The sequence below is a fragment of the Bradyrhizobium tunisiense genome, assembly GCF_042263385.1.
Taxonomy (GTDB): Bacteria; Pseudomonadota; Alphaproteobacteria; order Rhizobiales; family Xanthobacteraceae; genus Bradyrhizobium; species Bradyrhizobium tunisiense.
The window spans coordinates 121,349-138,053 of sequence record NZ_JBHLEV010000005.1 but is presented as its reverse complement, the minus strand read 5'-3'; the positions used below and the strand labels follow the sequence as shown (position 1 = coordinate 138,053).

The 16,705-nt window shown below is 64.2% G+C and carries 11 protein-coding genes; 7 read left to right on the top strand and 4 right to left on the bottom strand.

Annotated elements, in window-relative coordinates; all coding sequences use genetic code 11:
* Window positions 1-9: 9 nt before the first annotated feature.
* Together ACFDR6_RS23315 and ACFDR6_RS23310 are read right to left on the bottom strand one after the other, a co-directional pair.
* Window positions 10-1,953 carry a PrkA family serine protein kinase gene (locus ACFDR6_RS23315; protein ID WP_212088728.1) on the bottom strand — a complete coding sequence of 648 codons (1,944 nt, stop codon included), beginning with the start codon at window positions 1,951-1,953 and terminating at the stop codon, window positions 10-12.
* 297 nt (window positions 1,954-2,250) lie between these two features.
* On the bottom strand, window positions 2,251-2,922 hold the full coding sequence (locus tag ACFDR6_RS23310; RefSeq protein WP_375859634.1) for an STM3941 family protein: 672 nt from the start codon (window positions 2,920-2,922) through the stop codon (window positions 2,251-2,253).
* Window positions 2,923-3,221: 299 nt separating this feature from the next.
* On the opposite strand from ACFDR6_RS23310, the gene ACFDR6_RS23305 reads away from it, so the two are divergent.
* From ACFDR6_RS23305 to ACFDR6_RS23280, 6 genes are read left to right on the top strand one after another with little or no spacing between them, the layout of a single operon-like run.
* Complete coding sequence (locus tag ACFDR6_RS23305) at window positions 3,222-6,071, top strand: bifunctional transaldolase/phosoglucose isomerase (RefSeq protein ID WP_375859633.1); 2,850 nt, start codon at window positions 3,222-3,224, stop codon at window positions 6,069-6,071.
* A gap of 13 nt (window positions 6,072-6,084) precedes the next feature.
* Window positions 6,085-7,083, top strand: a complete 999-nt coding sequence (gnd, locus tag ACFDR6_RS23300) for a phosphogluconate dehydrogenase (NAD(+)-dependent, decarboxylating) (RefSeq protein ID WP_375859632.1) — start codon at window positions 6,085-6,087, stop codon at window positions 7,081-7,083.
* A 26-nt stretch (window positions 7,084-7,109) separates the two neighbouring features.
* The gene (zwf, locus tag ACFDR6_RS23295; protein WP_375859631.1) at window positions 7,110-8,621 is read left to right on the top strand and encodes a glucose-6-phosphate dehydrogenase; all 1,512 of its coding nucleotides are present in this window, start codon (window positions 7,110-7,112) and stop codon (window positions 8,619-8,621) included.
* Window positions 8,621-9,370, top strand: coding sequence for a 6-phosphogluconolactonase (gene pgl / locus ACFDR6_RS23290; protein ID WP_212089110.1), 750 nt, complete (start codon window positions 8,621-8,623; stop codon window positions 9,368-9,370). The genes zwf and pgl overlap by 1 nt, the downstream gene beginning before the upstream one ends.
* Window positions 9,357-9,887: a gluconokinase gene (locus tag ACFDR6_RS23285; RefSeq protein ID WP_212088718.1), complete on the top strand. Its 531-nt coding sequence runs from the start codon at window positions 9,357-9,359 to the stop codon at window positions 9,885-9,887. Before pgl ends, ACFDR6_RS23285 begins: the two co-directional genes overlap by 14 nt.
* Window positions 9,888-9,910: 23 nt before the next feature.
* Window positions 9,911-10,723 carry an HAD family hydrolase gene (locus ACFDR6_RS23280; protein ID WP_375859630.1) on the top strand — a complete coding sequence of 271 codons (813 nt, stop codon included), beginning with the start codon at window positions 9,911-9,913 and terminating at the stop codon, window positions 10,721-10,723.
* Window positions 10,724-10,752: 29 nt separating this feature from the next.
* On the opposite strand, the gene ACFDR6_RS23275 is transcribed toward ACFDR6_RS23280, so the two are convergent.
* Together ACFDR6_RS23275 and malQ are read right to left on the bottom strand one after the other, a co-directional pair.
* On the bottom strand, window positions 10,753-12,552 hold the full coding sequence (locus ACFDR6_RS23275) for a glycoside hydrolase family 15 protein (protein ID WP_375859629.1): 1,800 nt from the start codon (window positions 12,550-12,552) through the stop codon (window positions 10,753-10,755).
* A gap of 31 nt (window positions 12,553-12,583) precedes the next feature.
* Window positions 12,584-14,545, bottom strand: a complete 1,962-nt coding sequence (malQ, locus tag ACFDR6_RS23270; RefSeq protein WP_375859628.1) for a 4-alpha-glucanotransferase — start codon at window positions 14,543-14,545, stop codon at window positions 12,584-12,586.
* A gap of 205 nt (window positions 14,546-14,750) precedes the next feature.
* On the opposite strand from malQ, the gene ACFDR6_RS23265 reads away from it, so the two are divergent.
* Entirely contained in the window at window positions 14,751-16,697 is a 1,947-nt protein-coding gene (locus tag ACFDR6_RS23265; RefSeq protein WP_375859627.1) for a maltotransferase domain-containing protein, read from the top strand.
* Window positions 16,698-16,705: the final 8 nt, after the last annotated feature.

Below are 16,705 nucleotides of genomic sequence, written 5' to 3'. Positions count from 1 at the left end.
CATTCCGCCTCAACCGGCCTGCTTCACACGCATGTACCATTCGACGAGCCGGCGAACCTGACGCTCGGTGTAGCCGCGCTCCACCATGCGTGCGACGAACTCGCCATGCTTCTTCTCCGTCTCGCCGTCCTTCTTCGACCCGAAGGAGATGACCGGAAGCAGATCCTCGACCTGGGAGAATATCCTCTTTTCGATCACGTCGCGAATCTTCTCGTAGGAGGTCCAGGTCGGATTCTTGCCGCCGTTCTGGGCCCGCGACCGTAACGAGAATTTGACAACCTCGTTGCGGAAGTCCTTGGGGTTGGCGATGCCCGCCGGCTTCTCGATTTTCGTCAGCTCCTGGTTCAAAAGCTCGCGATCCAGCAGCTGGCCGGTGTCGGGATCCTTGAAATCCTGGTCCTCGATCCAGGCGTCGGCATAGTCGACGTAGCGATCGAACAGATTCTGGCCGTAATCGGAGTAGGATTCCAGATAGGCCTTCTGGATCTCGTTACCGATGAACTCGGCATAACGCGGCGCGAGATCCGCCTTGATGAATTCGAGATAGCGCTTCTCGACTTCCTCCGGCAGCTGCTCGCGGCGGATCGACTGCTCCAGCGCGTACATCAGATGCACGGCGTCGGCGGCGACCTCCTGCGGGTCGTGGTTGAAGGTCGCAGCCAGGATCTTGAAGGCGAAGCGGGTGGAGACGCCGTCCATGCCCTCGTCGACGCCGGCGGCGTCGCGATATTCCTGGACGCTGCGCGCCTTCGGATCGGATTCCTTCAGGCTCTCGCCGTCGTAAACCCGCATCTTGGCAAACACCGTGGAATTCTCGTGCTTGCGCAGGCGAGACATCACCGAGAACCGCGCCAGCGTCTCCAGCGTCGAGGGCGCGCAAGGCGCCGACGCGAGCTCGGAGCCCTGGATCAGCTTCTCGTAGATCTTCTGCTCCTCCGTGATCCTCAGGCAGTACGGCACCTTGATCACGCAGATGCGGTCGATGAAGGCTTCGTTGTTCTTGTTGGCCTTGAAGCTCGCCCACTCGGCCTCGTTGGAGTGCGCCAGGATCACGCCGGTGAACGGAATCGCGCCGATGTTCTCGGTGCCGATATAGTTGCCTTCCTGCGTCGCGGTGAGCAGCGGGTGCAGCATCTTGATCGGCGCCTTGAACATCTCGACGAACTCGAGCACGCCCTGGTTGGCGCGGTTGAGGCCGCCGGAATAGCTGTAGGCGTCGGGATCGTTCTGCGCGTAGGTCTCGAGCTTGCGGATATCGACCTTGCCCACCAGCGAGGAGATGTCCTGGTTGTTTTCGTCACCGGGCTCGGTCTTGGCGATGCCGATCTGCCGCAGCCTCGACGGCTGGATCTTTGCGACGCGGAACTGGGAAATGTCGCCGCCGAAGGCTTCCAGCCGCTTGTAGCACCACGGGCTCATCAGTCCGGTGAGACGGCGGCGCGGGATGCCGTATTTCTCTTCCAGCATCGGCCCGAGCTGATCGGGGTCGAACAGGCTGAGCGGGCTCTCGAACACGGGCGAGAGTTCATCGCCGGCCTTGAGCACGTAGATCGGATGCACTTCCATCAGCGACTTCAGCCGCTCGGCAAGCGAGGATTTGCCACCGCCGACCGGCCCGAGCAGATAGAGGATCTGCTTGCGCTCTTCGAGACCTTGCGCGGCATGGCGGAAGAAACCGACGATGCGCTCGATGGTTTCTTCCATGCCGTAGAAGCCGGCGAAGGCCGGATAGGTGCGGATCGTGCGGTTCAAAAAAATACGGCCAAGGCGTGGATCCTTGGCCGTGTCGATCGTCTGGGGTTCGCCGATGGCAGCTAGCAGTCGTTCGGCCGCGTTCGCGTATTTCATGGGATCGCTTCGACACGATTCCAGATATTCCGCCATCGACATGTCGTGCTGGCTTCTCGCCTCGAACGACCGAGCGAAAGCGTTGAATAGAGAATCGTTGTACATGATCCCTCTCCGCGTGAGTTCCGCTACAAGCTGAAACGAAAGCAGTTACCGGACCGTTCCTCAGGCCGTTTCGAATCAGCGTGAGCACATGACGATCATTGGACACCCGGGTGCCGACACGACGCAACGCACAACGTAGGCACTCGATGAGTTACGAACAGGCACCTGCCTGTAATTTGTGCGAATCTCTGTCTATATTGGCTCATTTCCAGAAATTGTCACTTGGTCGCAACATCCGGGCGATACCGGGGATGAGGCCATCCGGCGCTGCAACATAGATATCGACGAGCGGCGATCTTATGACGCTTGTACGGCGAAGCCTTGGGTGTCTTTGAAGCCCTGGGCGCCTTGGGTGCCGCGTTCATCTTCCTGCTGCAATGCGGTGCGCGGACTGCCGACGGCATTGTGACAGTCGCGACAAGCGCGCAGCAATGTATCAAAATCGGTCGCCAGGCCGTCCGACCGGATGACGATTCGATTGTTCTGCGCAAGGCGCGCCAGATTGCGGATGCTGCAGAGCTGCCGCTGCAAGCCCTGCGTCGGCGTCAGCACGACCATGTTGTGACCGTCGCGTTGTTCAGCCGAAATCTCCGCGATCGAATCCCACGGCAGAAATTCATTGCCGATGCGGAGATCGCGGATGCCGTAGGGCGTGACCACCACCACCGGTCCCCGCTCGGCGGGGAGCATCCAGATCAGCCGGATTGTGATCAGGGCGAACACCACGACGCCGACAAATCCGGCCATCACGTCGTACTCGCCAAGACCATCCCACCAGTTGAAGGCGAGGCTGGCACTGAGCAGGGTCATGGCAAAGCCCGCCGCGACCAGCAGTCGCAGCGAGGTCGTACAGGAGCCGATTTCGAGGTCGGGCGATGCGTCGACGCATCCGGCCGGCGGCGGACTGTGGGCGACGGCGAACGCGACACCGTCATTTTGAGCCTGCATGCTTTTCCCCAGCGTGGCCATTCGCGGCCAGCCACGTACCAGACGGATCGGAATCCACCGATGGCCCTCAACGCAGCCACCGGTTGATAACCAAGCGGCCGACGTTACGCAACAAGACCGGCCGAAACCTCGGCCAACGACTTTTTACGCAACAACGGCAGCTACCGCCCGGATCGCCATGATCGCGACGGAGTTACACCGGAGGGTATGACGCCTGTACCCTTGATTGGTTCCCTCCCGGGAGCATGTAAGTTAGAGGATAGCGCGTCAGGACCGGCGCGGAAACCCCTCGCCCGCAGGCTTGGAGATAAATAGGCATCATGAATCCCGTCAAAGAATTGGAAAAGCACGGCCAGGCCGTCTGGCTGGACTTCCTCGCCCGCGGCTTCATCGCCAAGGGCGACCTGAAGCGGCTGATCGACACCGACGGCGTCAAGGGCGTCACCTCCAATCCCTCGATCTTCGAGAAGGCGATCGGCAGCTCGGACGAATACGACGCCCCGATCGGCAGGGCGCTGAAGCGCGGCGACCGGAGCGTGGCCGATTTGTTCGAGGCGGTCGCGGTCGAGGACATTCAGAACGCCGCCGACGTACTGCGCCCGGTCTATGACCGCCTCAAGGGCGGCGACGGCTATGTCAGCCTGGAAGTCTCGCCCTATCTCGCCATGGACACCGCCGGAACCGTTGCCGAGGCGCGGCGGCTCTGGAAGGACGTGGCCCGCAAGAACCTGATGGTGAAGGTGCCGGCGACGCCCGAGGGCCTGCCGGCGATCGAGACGCTGATCGGCGACGGGATCAGCATCAACATCACGCTGCTGTTCTCCAAGGCGGTCTACCTGGAGGTGGCCGAAGCCTACATCGCCGGTCTCGAAAAATACGTCGCCGGCGGCGGCGATCCCTCTCACGTCGCGAGCGTGGCGAGCTTTTTCGTCAGCCGCATCGACTCGGTGGTCGACAAGCAACTCGACGAGAAGATCGCCCGCGCCAACGATCCATCCGAGAAGGAGCGGCTCGCCGCGCTCAAGGGCAAGGTTGCGATCGCCAACGCCAAGGTCGCCTACCAGGATTACAAGCGCCTGTTCTCGGGTCCGCGCTGGGACAAGCTCGCCGCCAAGGGCGCCAAGCCACAGCGCATGTTGTGGGCCTCGACCGGCACGAAGAACAAGGAGTACAGCGACGTTCTCTATGTCGAGGAGCTGATCGGCCCCGACACCATCAACACAGTGCCGCCGGCAACGCTGGACGCCTTCCGCGACCATGGCAAGCCGCGCGACAGCCTGGAAGAGAATGTCGACGACGCCAGGCGCGTGCTGGAAGGGCTGGAGCGCTCCGGCATCTCGCTCGATGAGATCACCGAGGAGCTGGTCAAGGACGGCGTGAAGCAATTTGCCGATGCCGCCGACAAGCTCTACGGCGCCGTCGCCCACAAGCGCGCGACCGTGCTGGGGCCCGCGCTCGACCGCCAGTCTCTCTCGCTCGGCGAGGGACTCGGCAAGACGGTCGCCAAGAGTACCGAGGAATGGCGCGCATCGGCAAAGATCCGCAGGCTCTGGCAGCGCGACAAGTCGGTGTGGACCGGCGCGGACGAGGACAAATGGCTCGGCTGGCTCGACAGCGCAGCCAAGGCCGACATTGCCGACTACGAGGACTATGCGGGCCGGGTGAAGGGCCAGAAATTCTCCGACGCCGTCGTGCTCGGCATGGGCGGATCGAGCCTCGGGCCGGAGGTGCTGGCCGAGACGTTTGGCAAGAAGCCGGGCTTTCCGAAGCTGCACGTGCTGGATTCCACCGATCCGGCGCAGGTGCGGGCGATGGAAGCGAAGATCGACATCGCCAACACGGTGTTCATCGTCTCCAGCAAGTCCGGCGGCACCACCGAGCCGAACGCGATGAAGGACTATTTTCATGAGCAGGTCGCCAAGGCGGTCGGGCCGAAGTCGAAGACCGGCCACCGCTTCATCGCGGTGACCGATCCGGGCTCGACGCTGGAGAAGGCGGCCAAGAAGCTGAACTACGCCCGCATCTTCCATGGCGAGCCATCGATCGGCGGACGCTACTCCGTGCTCTCGCCGTTCGGCCTGGTGCCGGCCGCAACGGCCGGCATCGACGTCAAGACCTTCGTCAAGCACGCGCTGGCGATGGCCCGCTCCTGCGGCCCGGACGTGCCACCGAGTGAGAACCCCGGCGTGCAGCTCGGCCTCGCCATGGGCCTCGCCGGCCTCGAAGGGCGCGACAAGGTGACGATCCTGGCCTCGAAGAAGATCGCCGATTTCGGCGCCTGGGCCGAGCAGCTGATCGCGGAATCGACCGGCAAGGAAGGCAAGGGCCTGATCCCGATCGAGGGCGAGCCCCTGGGCGATCCCTCAGTGTACGGCAACGACCGATTCTTCATCGATATCCGCATCGACGGCGAGGCGGACGCCGCCCACGACTCCCAGCTTGCCGCGATCGAAGCGGCCGGCCATCCCGTGGTGCGCATCGTCATGAAGTCGATCGAGCATCTCGGCCAGGAGTTCTTTCGCTTCGAGATGGCAACGGCGGTGGCTGGCTCGATCCTCGGCATCAACCCGTTCGACCAGCCTGACGTGGAAGCGGCCAAGATCAAGACCCGCGAGCTCACCGCGTCGTTCGAGAAGACCGGCGCGCTGCCGAAAGAAGAGCCGGTGGTCAGCACCGACGAAGCCGATCTCTATACCGACGAGGCGAACGCCACGGCGCTCCGCGCCGCCGGCGCCAACGGCGATCTCACCTCCTGGCTGAAGGCGCATCTGTCGCGATCGGGCGACGGCGACTATGTCGCCCTGCTCGGCTACATCGCGCGCGACAAGGCGACGATCGACGCACTCCGGGCCATGCGACTGGAGGTGCGTGAGAAGCGTCGGGTCGCGACCTGCGCCGAGTTCGGACCACGCTTCCTGCACTCGACCGGGCAGGCCTACAAGGGCGGGCCGGACAGCGGCGTGTTTCTTCAGATCACGGCAGACGATGGCAAGGACTTGCCCGTGCCTGGCCAGAAGGCGAGCTTCGGCGTGATCAAGGCGGCGCAGGCGCGCGGCGATTTCGACGTGCTCACCGAGCGCGGCCGGCGCGCGCTTCGGGTGCACCTCAAGGGCGGCCTCAAGAAGGGTCTTGCGGCGCTCAATGCCGCGCTCAACGACGCGCTGAATTAAGGGAATATTGCAAATGCAACTCGGCATGATCGGCCTCGGCCGAATGGGCGGCAACATCGTTCGCCGCCTGATGCGCCAGGGACATTCGACCGTGGTCTATGACAAGGACGCCAAGGCCGTCGCGGGCCTTGCCGCCGACGGCGCGGTCGGCTCGACGACGCTCGAAGAGTTCATCTCGAAACTCGAGCGGCCGCGCACGGCCTGGGTGATGCTTCCTGCGGGGCGCATCACCGAGACGACGATCGAGACGATCGCAGCCGTGATGCAGGCAGGCGACGTCATCATCGACGGCGGCAACACCTTCTGGCAGGACGACGTCCGCCGCGGCAAGGCACTGAAGGCGCGCGGCATCCATTATGTCGACGTCGGCACCTCCGGCGGGGTCTGGGGGCTCGACCGCGGCTATTGCATGATGATCGGCGGCGAGAAGCAGGTGGTCGACCGGCTCGACCCGATCTTCGCCGCGCTAGCGCCCGGCGCCGGCGACATTCCGCGCACGGAGGGACGCGAGGGCCGCGATCCCCGCATCGAGCAGGGCTACATCCATGCCGGTCCCGTCGGGGCCGGCCATTTCGTCAAGATGATCCACAATGGCATCGAATACGGCCTGATGCAGGCCTATGCCGAAGGCTTCGACATTCTCAAGAACGCCAACATCGACGCCTTGCCCGCGGATCATCGCTATGATTTCGATCTCGCCGACATCGCGGAGGTCTGGCGGCGCGGCAGCGTGATCCCGTCCTGGCTGCTCGACCTCACCTCGACCGCGCTCGCCGACAGCCCGCAGCTCACAGAATATTCCGGCTTCGTCGAGGATTCCGGCGAAGGACGCTGGACCGTGAACGCGGCGATCGACGAGGCCGTGCCGGCCGAGGTCCTCACCGCGGCGCTCTACACACGTTTCCGTTCCCGTCGGGAACACACCTTCGCCGAAAAAATTCTCTCCGCGATGCGCGCAGGGTTCGGCGGGCACAGGGAGCCGAAGCAACCGGGTGCTTCGAAACCCAAATAAGCGTAACAAGCCAAGGCCAATCATTCGTGACAAAAGACCCGCAAGCCAAGCGCAAGCCGGAAAATTGCGCCTTCGTCATCTTTGGCGTGACCGGAGACCTCACCCATCGGCTGGTGATGCCGTCGCTCTACAATCTTGCCGCCGACAACCTGCTGCCGGAAAAATTCTGCGTCGTCGGTGTCGGCCGCAAGGCGCAGTCGGATGACGAGCTGCGCGACAGCCTGATGAAGGGCCTGCGCGAGTTCGCCACCCGCCCCGTCGACGACGTCGTCGCGAAACAGCTCCTGCAATGCGTGACCTTCGTCGAGGCCGATCCGAAGGATCCGCCGTCGTTCGATCGCCTGCGCGAGCACCTGGATTCACTGGAATGTTCCGAAGGGACCGGCGGCAACAGGCTGTTCTATCTCGCCACCCCGCCCGCCGCATTCGCGCCGACCGCGCGCGAGCTTGGCCGCACCGGCCTGACCAGGGAGAACGGCGCCTGGCGACGCCTCGTGATCGAGAAGCCGTTCGGCACCGACCTCGCCTCGGCGCGCGCGCTCAACGCCGAACTGCTGAAGATCATGGACGAGCACCAGATCTACCGGATCGATCACTATCTCGGCAAGGAGACGGTGCAGAACATCCTGGTGCTGCGCTTCGCCAACGGCATGTTCGAGCCGATCTGGAATCGCAACCACATCGACCACGTCCAGATCACGGTCGAGGAGAAGCTCGGCGTCGGCCATCGCGGCGGCTTCTACGATGCCACCGGCGCGCTCCGCGACATGGTGCCGAACCATCTGTTTCAGCTCATGTCGCTGGTCGCGATGGAGCCGCCTGCGCGGTTCGACGCGCATTCCGTGCGCTCCGAGAAGGCGGAAGTGCTCACGTCGATCCAGCAGCCGAGCCGCGACGAAGCGCTGAAGAACTCGGTCCGTGCGCAATATCTCGCAGGGCGCATCGGCGACGAGGAGATCCCGGACTATCGCGAGACCGAGGACGTCAAGCCCGGCAGCACCACCGAGACCTTTGTCGCGCTGAAGCTGATGATCGACAATTGGCGCTGGGCCGGCGTTCCCTTCTATTTGCGCACCGGCAAGGCGCTCGGCCACAAGCGCACCGAAGTCGCGATCAAGTTCAAGCAGGCGCCGCTGTCGATGTTCTCAGGCACGACGGTCGACCGCTTGTCGCAGAATTTCCTGACCATCGGCATCGCGCCGACCGAAACCATCGAGCTGCAGTTCAACGCCAAGATCCCAGGGCCGAGCGTCACCATCGACGGTGTCGAGATGAAGTTCCGCTACGGCGACTATTTCCGCGCCGATCCCTCGACCGGCTACGAGACGCTCATCTACGACTGCATGACCGGCGACAACATCCTGTTCCAGCGCGCCGATGGCATCGAGGCGGGATGGCAGGCGGTGCAGCCGTTCCTGGACGCCTGGAAAAGCGCGGGCACCAACGGCATCGAGACCTATGAGGCCGGCAGCGACGGCCCTGCCTGCGCCGACGAACTGCTCAGGCGTGACGGGCGAAGCTGGCGGAAGTTTTCGTGATGGCAGCGGCGGACCAGCCGAAGCTGATCGTCACGTCCGACGCACAAGCGCTGGCGCAGGCCGCGGCGGAACGGGTGATGGCGCGTATCGCCGCCAATCCTGGCCGCATTGCGATTTGCCTCACCGGCGGCTCCAGCCCGAAGAAGCTGTATCAATTGCTCGGCAGCGATGCCTGGCGCGACAGGATCCCGTGGGAGCGCGTGCATTGGTTCATCGGTGACGAGCGCTTCGTCGACGAGGGCGATCCACTCAACAACATGTCGGTCGCGCGCGCGACGTTTCTCGACCGCGATGCGCCTCCCGGCCATGTCCATCCGATCCCGACGATGGTTGAAACTCCCGATCGCAGCGCGGAGGCTTATGCGCACGAGCTGCAAGCCTTTTACGGCGCCGAGAACCTCGATCCGGCACGGCCGCTGTTCGACCTCGTTCTGATGGGCGTCGGCCCCGACGGCCACACTGCCTCGCTGTTTCCCGGCTTCCCCGAAATCGAGGAGGCTGAACGCTGGGTCATCGGAGTGCCCAAGGCCAATGTCGCGCCCTTCGTGCCCCGGGTTTCGCTCACCCTGCCCGCCCTGGCCTCCTGCCGCGAAATGCTGTTCGAGATTGCCGGGCACGACAAGCAGCCGATCTTGACGCGCCTGCTCAATGGCGAGACTCTGCCGGCGTTACGCGCGCGCTCGAATGGTGAGACCGTCTGGCTGGTCGATAGGGCCGCGCTTCCGGAGGGCATTCGTGGCGGGCGTTGAAGCACCTTGTGCATTGATCGTGATGGGCGTGTCGGGCTCGGGCAAGAGCACGGTTGCGAAGGCGCTGGGCGAGCGGCTCGGCTGGCGCTTCGAGGACGGCGACAGCTTCCATCCCGCGAGCAATGTCGAGAAGATGCGGGCGGGCCATCCTCTCACCGACGAGGACCGCTGGCCCTGGCTCAACGCCATCGCCGACGAGATCGGGCGGGTCTGCGGAGATGGCGGACACATCATCATCGCCTGCTCGGCGCTGAAGCACACCTATCGTGACGTGCTGCTGCGCGGACGCGACGACGTGCGCTTCGTTTTCCTGAAGGGCACGAAAGAGCTGATCGCCGAACGGCTCGCGCAACGCAAAGGCCATTTCATGCCGCCGGAGCTGTTGAAGAGCCAGTTCGACACGCTGGAGCCTCCGGAGGCTGGGGAGCACGTCATCACTGTTTCGATCGATGAAACCGTGGAGGCGATCGTGGATGGCATCGTGCGGCAACTGAAACTGGGCCGCGCGAAACGCTGAAACAAGAATAGTTAGGTCCTGCCATGACGCAAATCTCACTGGTCATCTCCGACGTCGACGGCACGCTGCTGACCAAGGACAAGACGCTGACGGAGCGCGCGAGGGGTGCGGTGCAGCGGCTGCACCAGGCCGGCATCGGCTTCACCATCACCTCCAGCCGTCCCGCCATCGGCATGCGCTTTTTGATCGAGCCGCTGGCGCTGTGGCTTCCGGTCGGTCCGTTCAACGGCTCCTCGATCGTCGATCCCGAGATGAGGCCGGTCGAGCAGCATCTGATTCCGCCGGGTGCGGCGGAGCGGTCCTTGCAGATCCTGCGCGAATTCGGCGCCGACATCTGGCTGTTCACCACCGACAAATGGCTGATCGACAACCCGGACGGCAAGTACGTCGCGCATGAGCAGCACACGATCCGCTCCGATCCGACCATCGTGGCTGACTTCGCGCCTTACCTTGCCAGTGCCTGCAAGATCGTCGGCGCCAGCGCCGATGCAGCCGGCCTTGCGGCGTGCGAGAAGGCGATGCAGGAAGCGCTCGGCGCTGAGGCCACCGCCGTGCGCTCGCAGACCTATTATCTCGACATCACCCCGCCCGGCTTCAACAAGGGTACCTTCGTCAAGGCGATGGCCAAGCGCTTAGGGATTGCCACCGACGCCGTCGCCACCATCGGCGACATGCAGAACGACCTTGCTATGTTCGCCGTCAGCGGCACCTCGATCGCCATGGGCAACGCCGCCGACAACGTCAAGGACCAGGCCACCCACGTCACCGCGACCAACGAGCAGGACGGTTTTGCGGAAGCGATGGAGATGATCCTGAAGCGGAATGGGGTGGGCTAGCTGAAGTGTCACGCGGCTCGTCCAAGTCGCTACTTCGACCGCTGCATCGCAGGCTTCTCGCTCTTTTGCCTTGCCGCCGACAGATTATGAGCGGTGTTGATCAGCGCGATGTGGGTCAGCGCCTGCGGGAAATTTCCGGTCTGGCGGCGAGCGACTGAATCGTATTCCTCGGCCAGGAGGCCGACATCGTTGGCAATGCCGGCCACACGGTCGAGCAAGCCTTGCGCCTTGTCGAGATCGCCCGACAGCACATGGGCATCGGCCAGCCACAATGTGCAGGCCAGGAACGCGCCTTCGAGCGGCGGCTGCCCCGCGGGCAATTCGCGCGGATCGTGCCGCAGCACGAAGCCGTCGCGCATCAAGCGTGTCTCCACCGCCGCGATGGTGCCGCGGATGCGAGGATCGTCCGCCGGCAGGAAGCCGACAGAGGGCAGCAGCAACACGCTGGCATCGAGCAGTTTCGAGCCGTAGGATTCGACGAAGGCGTTTTCCTCCGCGTCAAATCCCCTGTTGCAGACGTCACGATGAATGGCCTCTCGCAAGGCGCGCCAGTGCAGCAGCGGCGCCTTGAAGCCGAAGGTCTCCGCGCTCTTGATGCCGCGGTCGAAGGCAACCCAGGTCATCACCTTGGAGAAGACGTAGTGCTTCGGCTGCCCGCGCCGCTCCCAGATGCCGTGATCGGGCTGGTCCCACACTTCGGCGAGATGATCGAGCACGGCGCATTCCAGCGCCCAGGTCTCCTCGTCGAGCTGGAGCTTGGCCATGCGCGACTGGTGGAAGGCGTCGATCAACTCGCCGTAGACGTCGAGCTGAAGCTGCGCGTGCGCGGCATTGCCGACGCGCACCGGACGGGCGCCCTCATAGCCATCGAGCCAGCCTGCCTCCCATTCCAGGAGCCGCCGCTGGCCCCAGATGCCGTACATGATCTGCATGTTCGCCGGCGAGCCGGCGGCCGCGCGCAACAGCCAATTGTGCCAGGCCGACGCTTCCTCGGTGTAGCCCGAGTTCATCAGCGCCAGCAGCGTGAAGGTGGCATCGCGCAGCCAGCAGAAGCGATAATCCCAATTCCTGCTGCCCCCGAGCTTCTCCGGCAATGAGGTGGTGGGGGCTGCGACGATGCCGCCGGTCGGGTTGAAAGTCAGCGCCTTCAGCGTGATCAGCGAGCGCAGGATCAGGTCGCGATAGTCGCCGTCGCGGGTGCAATGGCCGCACCAGTCCTTCCAGAACTCCTCGGTGTCCCCAAGCGCGGTCTCCGGATCGATCGGCGCGGGCGGGTCGAGATGCGAGGGGCCGTAAGTCAGCACGAACGGCACGGTCTCGCCGGCCTTCACCTCGAAGTCGGAGACCGTGGTCAGGTCCTCGCCGCGGGTTTTCACCGGCGTGCGCAGCACGGTCATGTCCTGGCCGGCAATCGCCATCAGGGAATGATCGATCCGCCGCACCCAGGGAATGTCCGCGCCGAAACCGAAGCGGATGACGAGCTCCATCCGCATCTTCACCGTGCCCTCGAGGCCGCGCACCAGCCGCACGATATCGGACGCCTTGCCGCGCGGCGGCATGAAGTCGATCAGCGCAATGGTGCCGCTCTTCGTTTCAAAGCGCGTCTCGAGGATGAGGGTGTCGCCGAGATAGCGACGCGAAATCCTCACGATTTCGTCGCTCGGTGCGATCAGCCAGCGGCCGTTCTTGTGGTTGCCGAGGATGGCAGCGAAGCAGGCGTCGGAATCAAAGGCCGGCCAGCACAGCCAGTCGATCGAGCCGTTGCGCCCGACCAGCGCCGCGGTCTCGCAATCACCGATCAGCGCATAGTCCTCGATTCTCTGAGACAATGTCGTGCGAGCCTGAGAAGTCCCCTTCCGATCAACTACCGCCGTTCAATGAACGTTCCCGGGTTGCCGCTCGCAAGGCCGTGAGGTCGACCTTGGAGGCGATCTTGTCGAGCGCGACGGGAAGGCGCTGGCGCCAGTTCGGATGTTCGTCGATCGTGCCGGGAATGTTGGGCTGGTCGATCACGCCGAGCAGATCCTCCATCGACACCGCGAGCAGCCGCGACGGAGTGCGCGACAGGAGCGCCAGCACCGAATAGAGGTCATTGGCCTTGATGCCGTTCTGGCGCAGGATCTCGTCGAGCCTGCCGAGCGCGTCCCAGCGCGCCTGATCGTTCTCGCCGGGATCGAGCCCGAGCGAGCGCTTCATCTTGAGATCGCTGAAGGAGCGCCAGCCGGCATAGGTCGACAGGTCATGTGTGTTCAGCGTGACCAGCGCATTGGGCCGGTAATGGTCGACGTTGCGGAAATGGCCGGCATCGTCGCGCTCGAACATCATGACGAGATAGGACCAGATGCCGAAATCCTGCATCATCTCGCGAAAACCTTCCGGCACGGTGCCGAGGTCCTCGCCGATCACGATGCATTTGTGGGTCGCGCTCTCGCGCGCCACGGCTCCGAGCAGCGCCTCGAACGGCATCTGCACATAGGCGCCGTTATCAGGCTTGAAGCCGCGCGGCACCAGATAAAGCCGTTTCAGGCCGAGTACGTGGTCGAGCCTGATGGCGCCGGCATGGCGCATCGAAGCCGCGAGCATGTCGGCGAACGGCACGAAGGATTGCGCTTCGAGGCCTCCCGCGTTGAAGCCGGCAAGGCCCCAGTCCTGGCCGACGGTGTTGAGCACGTCGGGCGGCGCGCCGACGGCGAGATGACGCGAGATCGCCATCTGCTCGTTCCAGGCATCGAATCCGTTGGACTGCACGCCGACGGCGACGTCGAGATAGAGCCCGACGCGCATGCCGAGCTGGCTGGCCAGCTCCTTGGCGGCATGCAACTGGCTGTCGGCCGTCCATTGCACGAACTCGACGAATTCGACCTCGCGCTTGTCAGGGCCGTTGCGCAGCCCTGCGCATTTGGCTTCGTCCGGCTGCTGCCATTCCACCGGCCATTCCCACCACGGCGCGGCGAAGCGATGGCGCAGCACCTCGAAGCAGGCAAAGCGCGACAACAGCGGTGCGCGGGCAGCACGGAAGGCGTCGAACGCCTTGCGGCGCGCTTCGCTCGCGCTCGTCACAAAGCTGCTAAAGGCGGCGCGCAGGGCCAGCCATTTCAGCGCCGCCATGTCGGCATAGGGCACGCGATCGCCTTCACGCAGACGGGCGGCGGTTGCGGCCGCGTCGGGCACGAGGTCCGCGGAGAATTCGGGGATGGCCTCGACATCGATATAGAGCGGATTGAGGAACAGCCGGCTGTTCGGCGAATAGGGGCTGCAATCGGCCGGCTGGTCGTCGAACAGGACGTGCAGCGGATTGAGCCCGACGCCGTCGGCCCCGAGCTGCTTGGCGAGCCGCACCAGATCGGCAAGGTCGGTGAAATCGCCGATGCCCCAATTGCGGTCCGAGCGGACGCTGTAGAGTTGCACGGCGAGCAGCCAGCCCCGGTCGAAATCGCCGCCGAAGGCCCGCTCGGGCGCCACGATCATCGGCACCTCTTCCGTCACACCTTCGGCATCGGTCAGTGTCAATCGATGATAGCCGAGCGGAAGGCCGGCGGGCCAGGCGATCACGGGCTCGCGGGTCTCGCCTTGAGCGATCGATTTGCCGTTGGCGGCCAATGTCCATTTCAGGGGCGGCGCGCCAATGGCCGCCAATTCGGTGCGCGGATGTCCGAGCGCGCGAACCACGACCGGCCCGCTGACGAAACGGTAAACCCGCTTCTCCGGCAGAGCATCGAGGATCGATTTGAGGGCCACGGGGTCTGTGACCCGCAGCTTCCCCAAGGCATCGACGAATTCGGATTGAACGCCCTTGATCCGGGCTTGAGCTAAAAGATCCATTCGGCACGCAGCTTGCAGGCCACCCGGTTGCCGGGGGCATCCATTTTAACGAGGCAGCGGAAGACGTTAGTCTGGGGCAACTCACAGACCCTGCCTGCCGTTCCCAGGGGGAACTAATGACACACAAGCGGCTTTCTATATAGGTATCAAGCGTAGGTTCCCGACAAGGGAAACGGGCTCCTGCTTTCTTGTCAATGGCATCACCGTGAACAAGACAATTCAAACTGTCGAAAGTGCCGCAGCCGGCAGCGCTTTCCTCATCGAAGACGTCTATCCCGCGATCGATGGCGGCCGCTTCGCCGTGAAGCGGATCGCGGGCGAACGGGTCGAGGTGTGGGCCGATGTTTACCGCGATGGCGAGGCCGTGGTCAGCGCCGCGCTGCTCTGGCGTCCTGAGCAGGACCGGGACTGGCGGCGCGAGCCGATGATCCATCATGGCAATGACCGCTGGTCCGGTGCGTTCACGCCAGCCGAGCCCGGCCACTACGTCTATGCGGTCGAGGCCTGGACCGACGAGTTCGCCACCTGGTCCCATGGGGTCGTGCGCAAGCAGCGAACCGGCGCCGATGTCAGCCTCGATGCCATCGAGGGTGCCGGGCTCCTGACCAAGGCGCACGGCGCGCCGCAGGCCGCAGCAGAGATCATCGTCAGGCAATGCGAGGATTATCTTCAAACCGGCGACGTCACCTCGCTGCTTGCGACCGAGCTCGGCGATGCCATGGCCGAGAGCCAGTCCCGGCCCGACCTCACCCGCTCACAGCCCTTCCCGCTGAGCGTCGACCGCGACAGGGCGCGGCTTGGCGCCTGGTATCAGATGATGCCGCGCAGCCAGAGCCGGATCCCCGGCCGGCACGGCACGCTCCGCGACTGCATCGCCCGCGTGCCCGATATCGCGGCGATGGGTTTTGACGTGCTCTATTTCACGCCGATCCACCCGATCGGCCGTCACCGCCGCAAGGGTCGCAACAATGCGCCGGTGGCGACCGAAGGCGAACCCGGCTCGCCCTATGCCATCGGAGCCGCCGAGGGCGGCCACGATGCATTGCATCCCGAGCTCGGCACCATCGAGGATTTTCGCGCGCTGGTCGCAACCTGCCTGGAATACGGCGTTGAGCTGGCGCTCGATTTCGCCGTGCAATGCTCGCCGGACCATCCTTGGCTGACGCAGCATCCGGAATGGTTCAAATGGCGGCCGGACCGCTCGGTGCGGACGGCGGATGGACCCTATTCCGACATCGTGATCCCGGATTTCGCCTCGGTCGACCGCGTCGGCCTGTGGAACGCCTTTCGCGATGCCATGCTGTTCTGGATCGACCATGGCGTCACCATCTTCGCCATCGACAACCACGACACTGCGCCGATTGCGTTCTGGGACTGGCTGATCCGCGACATCCGCCGCCGGCATCCCGAGGTGATCCTGTTCTCCAAGACCTTTGCGCGGCCGAAGCTGATGAAGGGCCTCGCCAAGCTCGGCTTTGCGCAGTCCTTTACCTATTTCCCCTGGCGCACCTCGCGCTGGGAGCTGGAGCAATATCTCGGCGAGCTGACGCGCTATCCCGAACGCGACTTCTACCGCCCAAACTTGTTCGTCAACACGCCCGATTTGCTGCCCTATCATCTCCAGGGCGGAGAAGCCTGGGCGTTCAAGTCACGCGTCGCGCTGGCGGCGAGCTTGTCGGGCAGCTACGGCGTTTACAGCGGGTTCGAGCTGCTCGAACACGAGGCGATCCCCGGCCGCGAGGAATATCTCGATTCCGAGAAATACCAGATCAAGCAGCGCGACTGGGACAAGCCAGGCAACATCAAGGACTACATTGCAGCACTCAATCGCATCCGCAACGACAACGCCGCGCTTCAGCAGACCGCGAACTTGCGCTTTCTCGGCATCGACGACGGCGAGACGATCGCCTTCGTCAAGGAGGCGGCCGAGCCCGCCAACACGGTCGTGATCGTGATCGCGCTCTCAGGCCACGCGCGCGAATGCTGGCTGCCGCTCGGCGACGTCACGGTTGACGCCGGCGGGCAGCGACACCATGTGACGACACTCGAAAACCTCCTCACCGGCGAACGGTCCCGCATCGAGTGGGGCGGGATCAGGTTGCACATCGATCCCGACCGCGATCCGGCGCATCTGTTCCGCTGCCTGGCGTAAGGGGCCAC

What these genes read in the sequence shown, in the direction of transcription:
- ACFDR6_RS23315 (WP_212088728.1), bottom strand. Translation starts at nt 1,953, where the DNA reads ATGTACAACGATTCTCTATTCAACGCTTTCGCTCGGTCGTTCGAGGCG.
- ACFDR6_RS23310 (WP_375859634.1), bottom strand. Translation starts at nt 2,922, where the DNA reads ATGGCCACGCTGGGGAAAAGCATGCAGGCTCAAAATGACGGTGTCGCG.
- ACFDR6_RS23305 (WP_375859633.1), top strand. Translation starts at nt 3,222, where the DNA reads ATGAATCCCGTCAAAGAATTGGAAAAGCACGGCCAGGCCGTCTGGCTG.
- gnd (WP_375859632.1), top strand. Translation starts at nt 6,085, where the DNA reads ATGCAACTCGGCATGATCGGCCTCGGCCGAATGGGCGGCAACATCGTT.
- pgl (WP_212089110.1), top strand. Translation starts at nt 8,621, where the DNA reads ATGGCAGCGGCGGACCAGCCGAAGCTGATCGTCACGTCCGACGCACAA.
- ACFDR6_RS23280 (WP_375859630.1), top strand. Translation starts at nt 9,911, where the DNA reads ATGACGCAAATCTCACTGGTCATCTCCGACGTCGACGGCACGCTGCTG.
- malQ (WP_375859628.1), bottom strand. Translation starts at nt 14,545, where the DNA reads ATGGATCTTTTAGCTCAAGCCCGGATCAAGGGCGTTCAATCCGAATTC.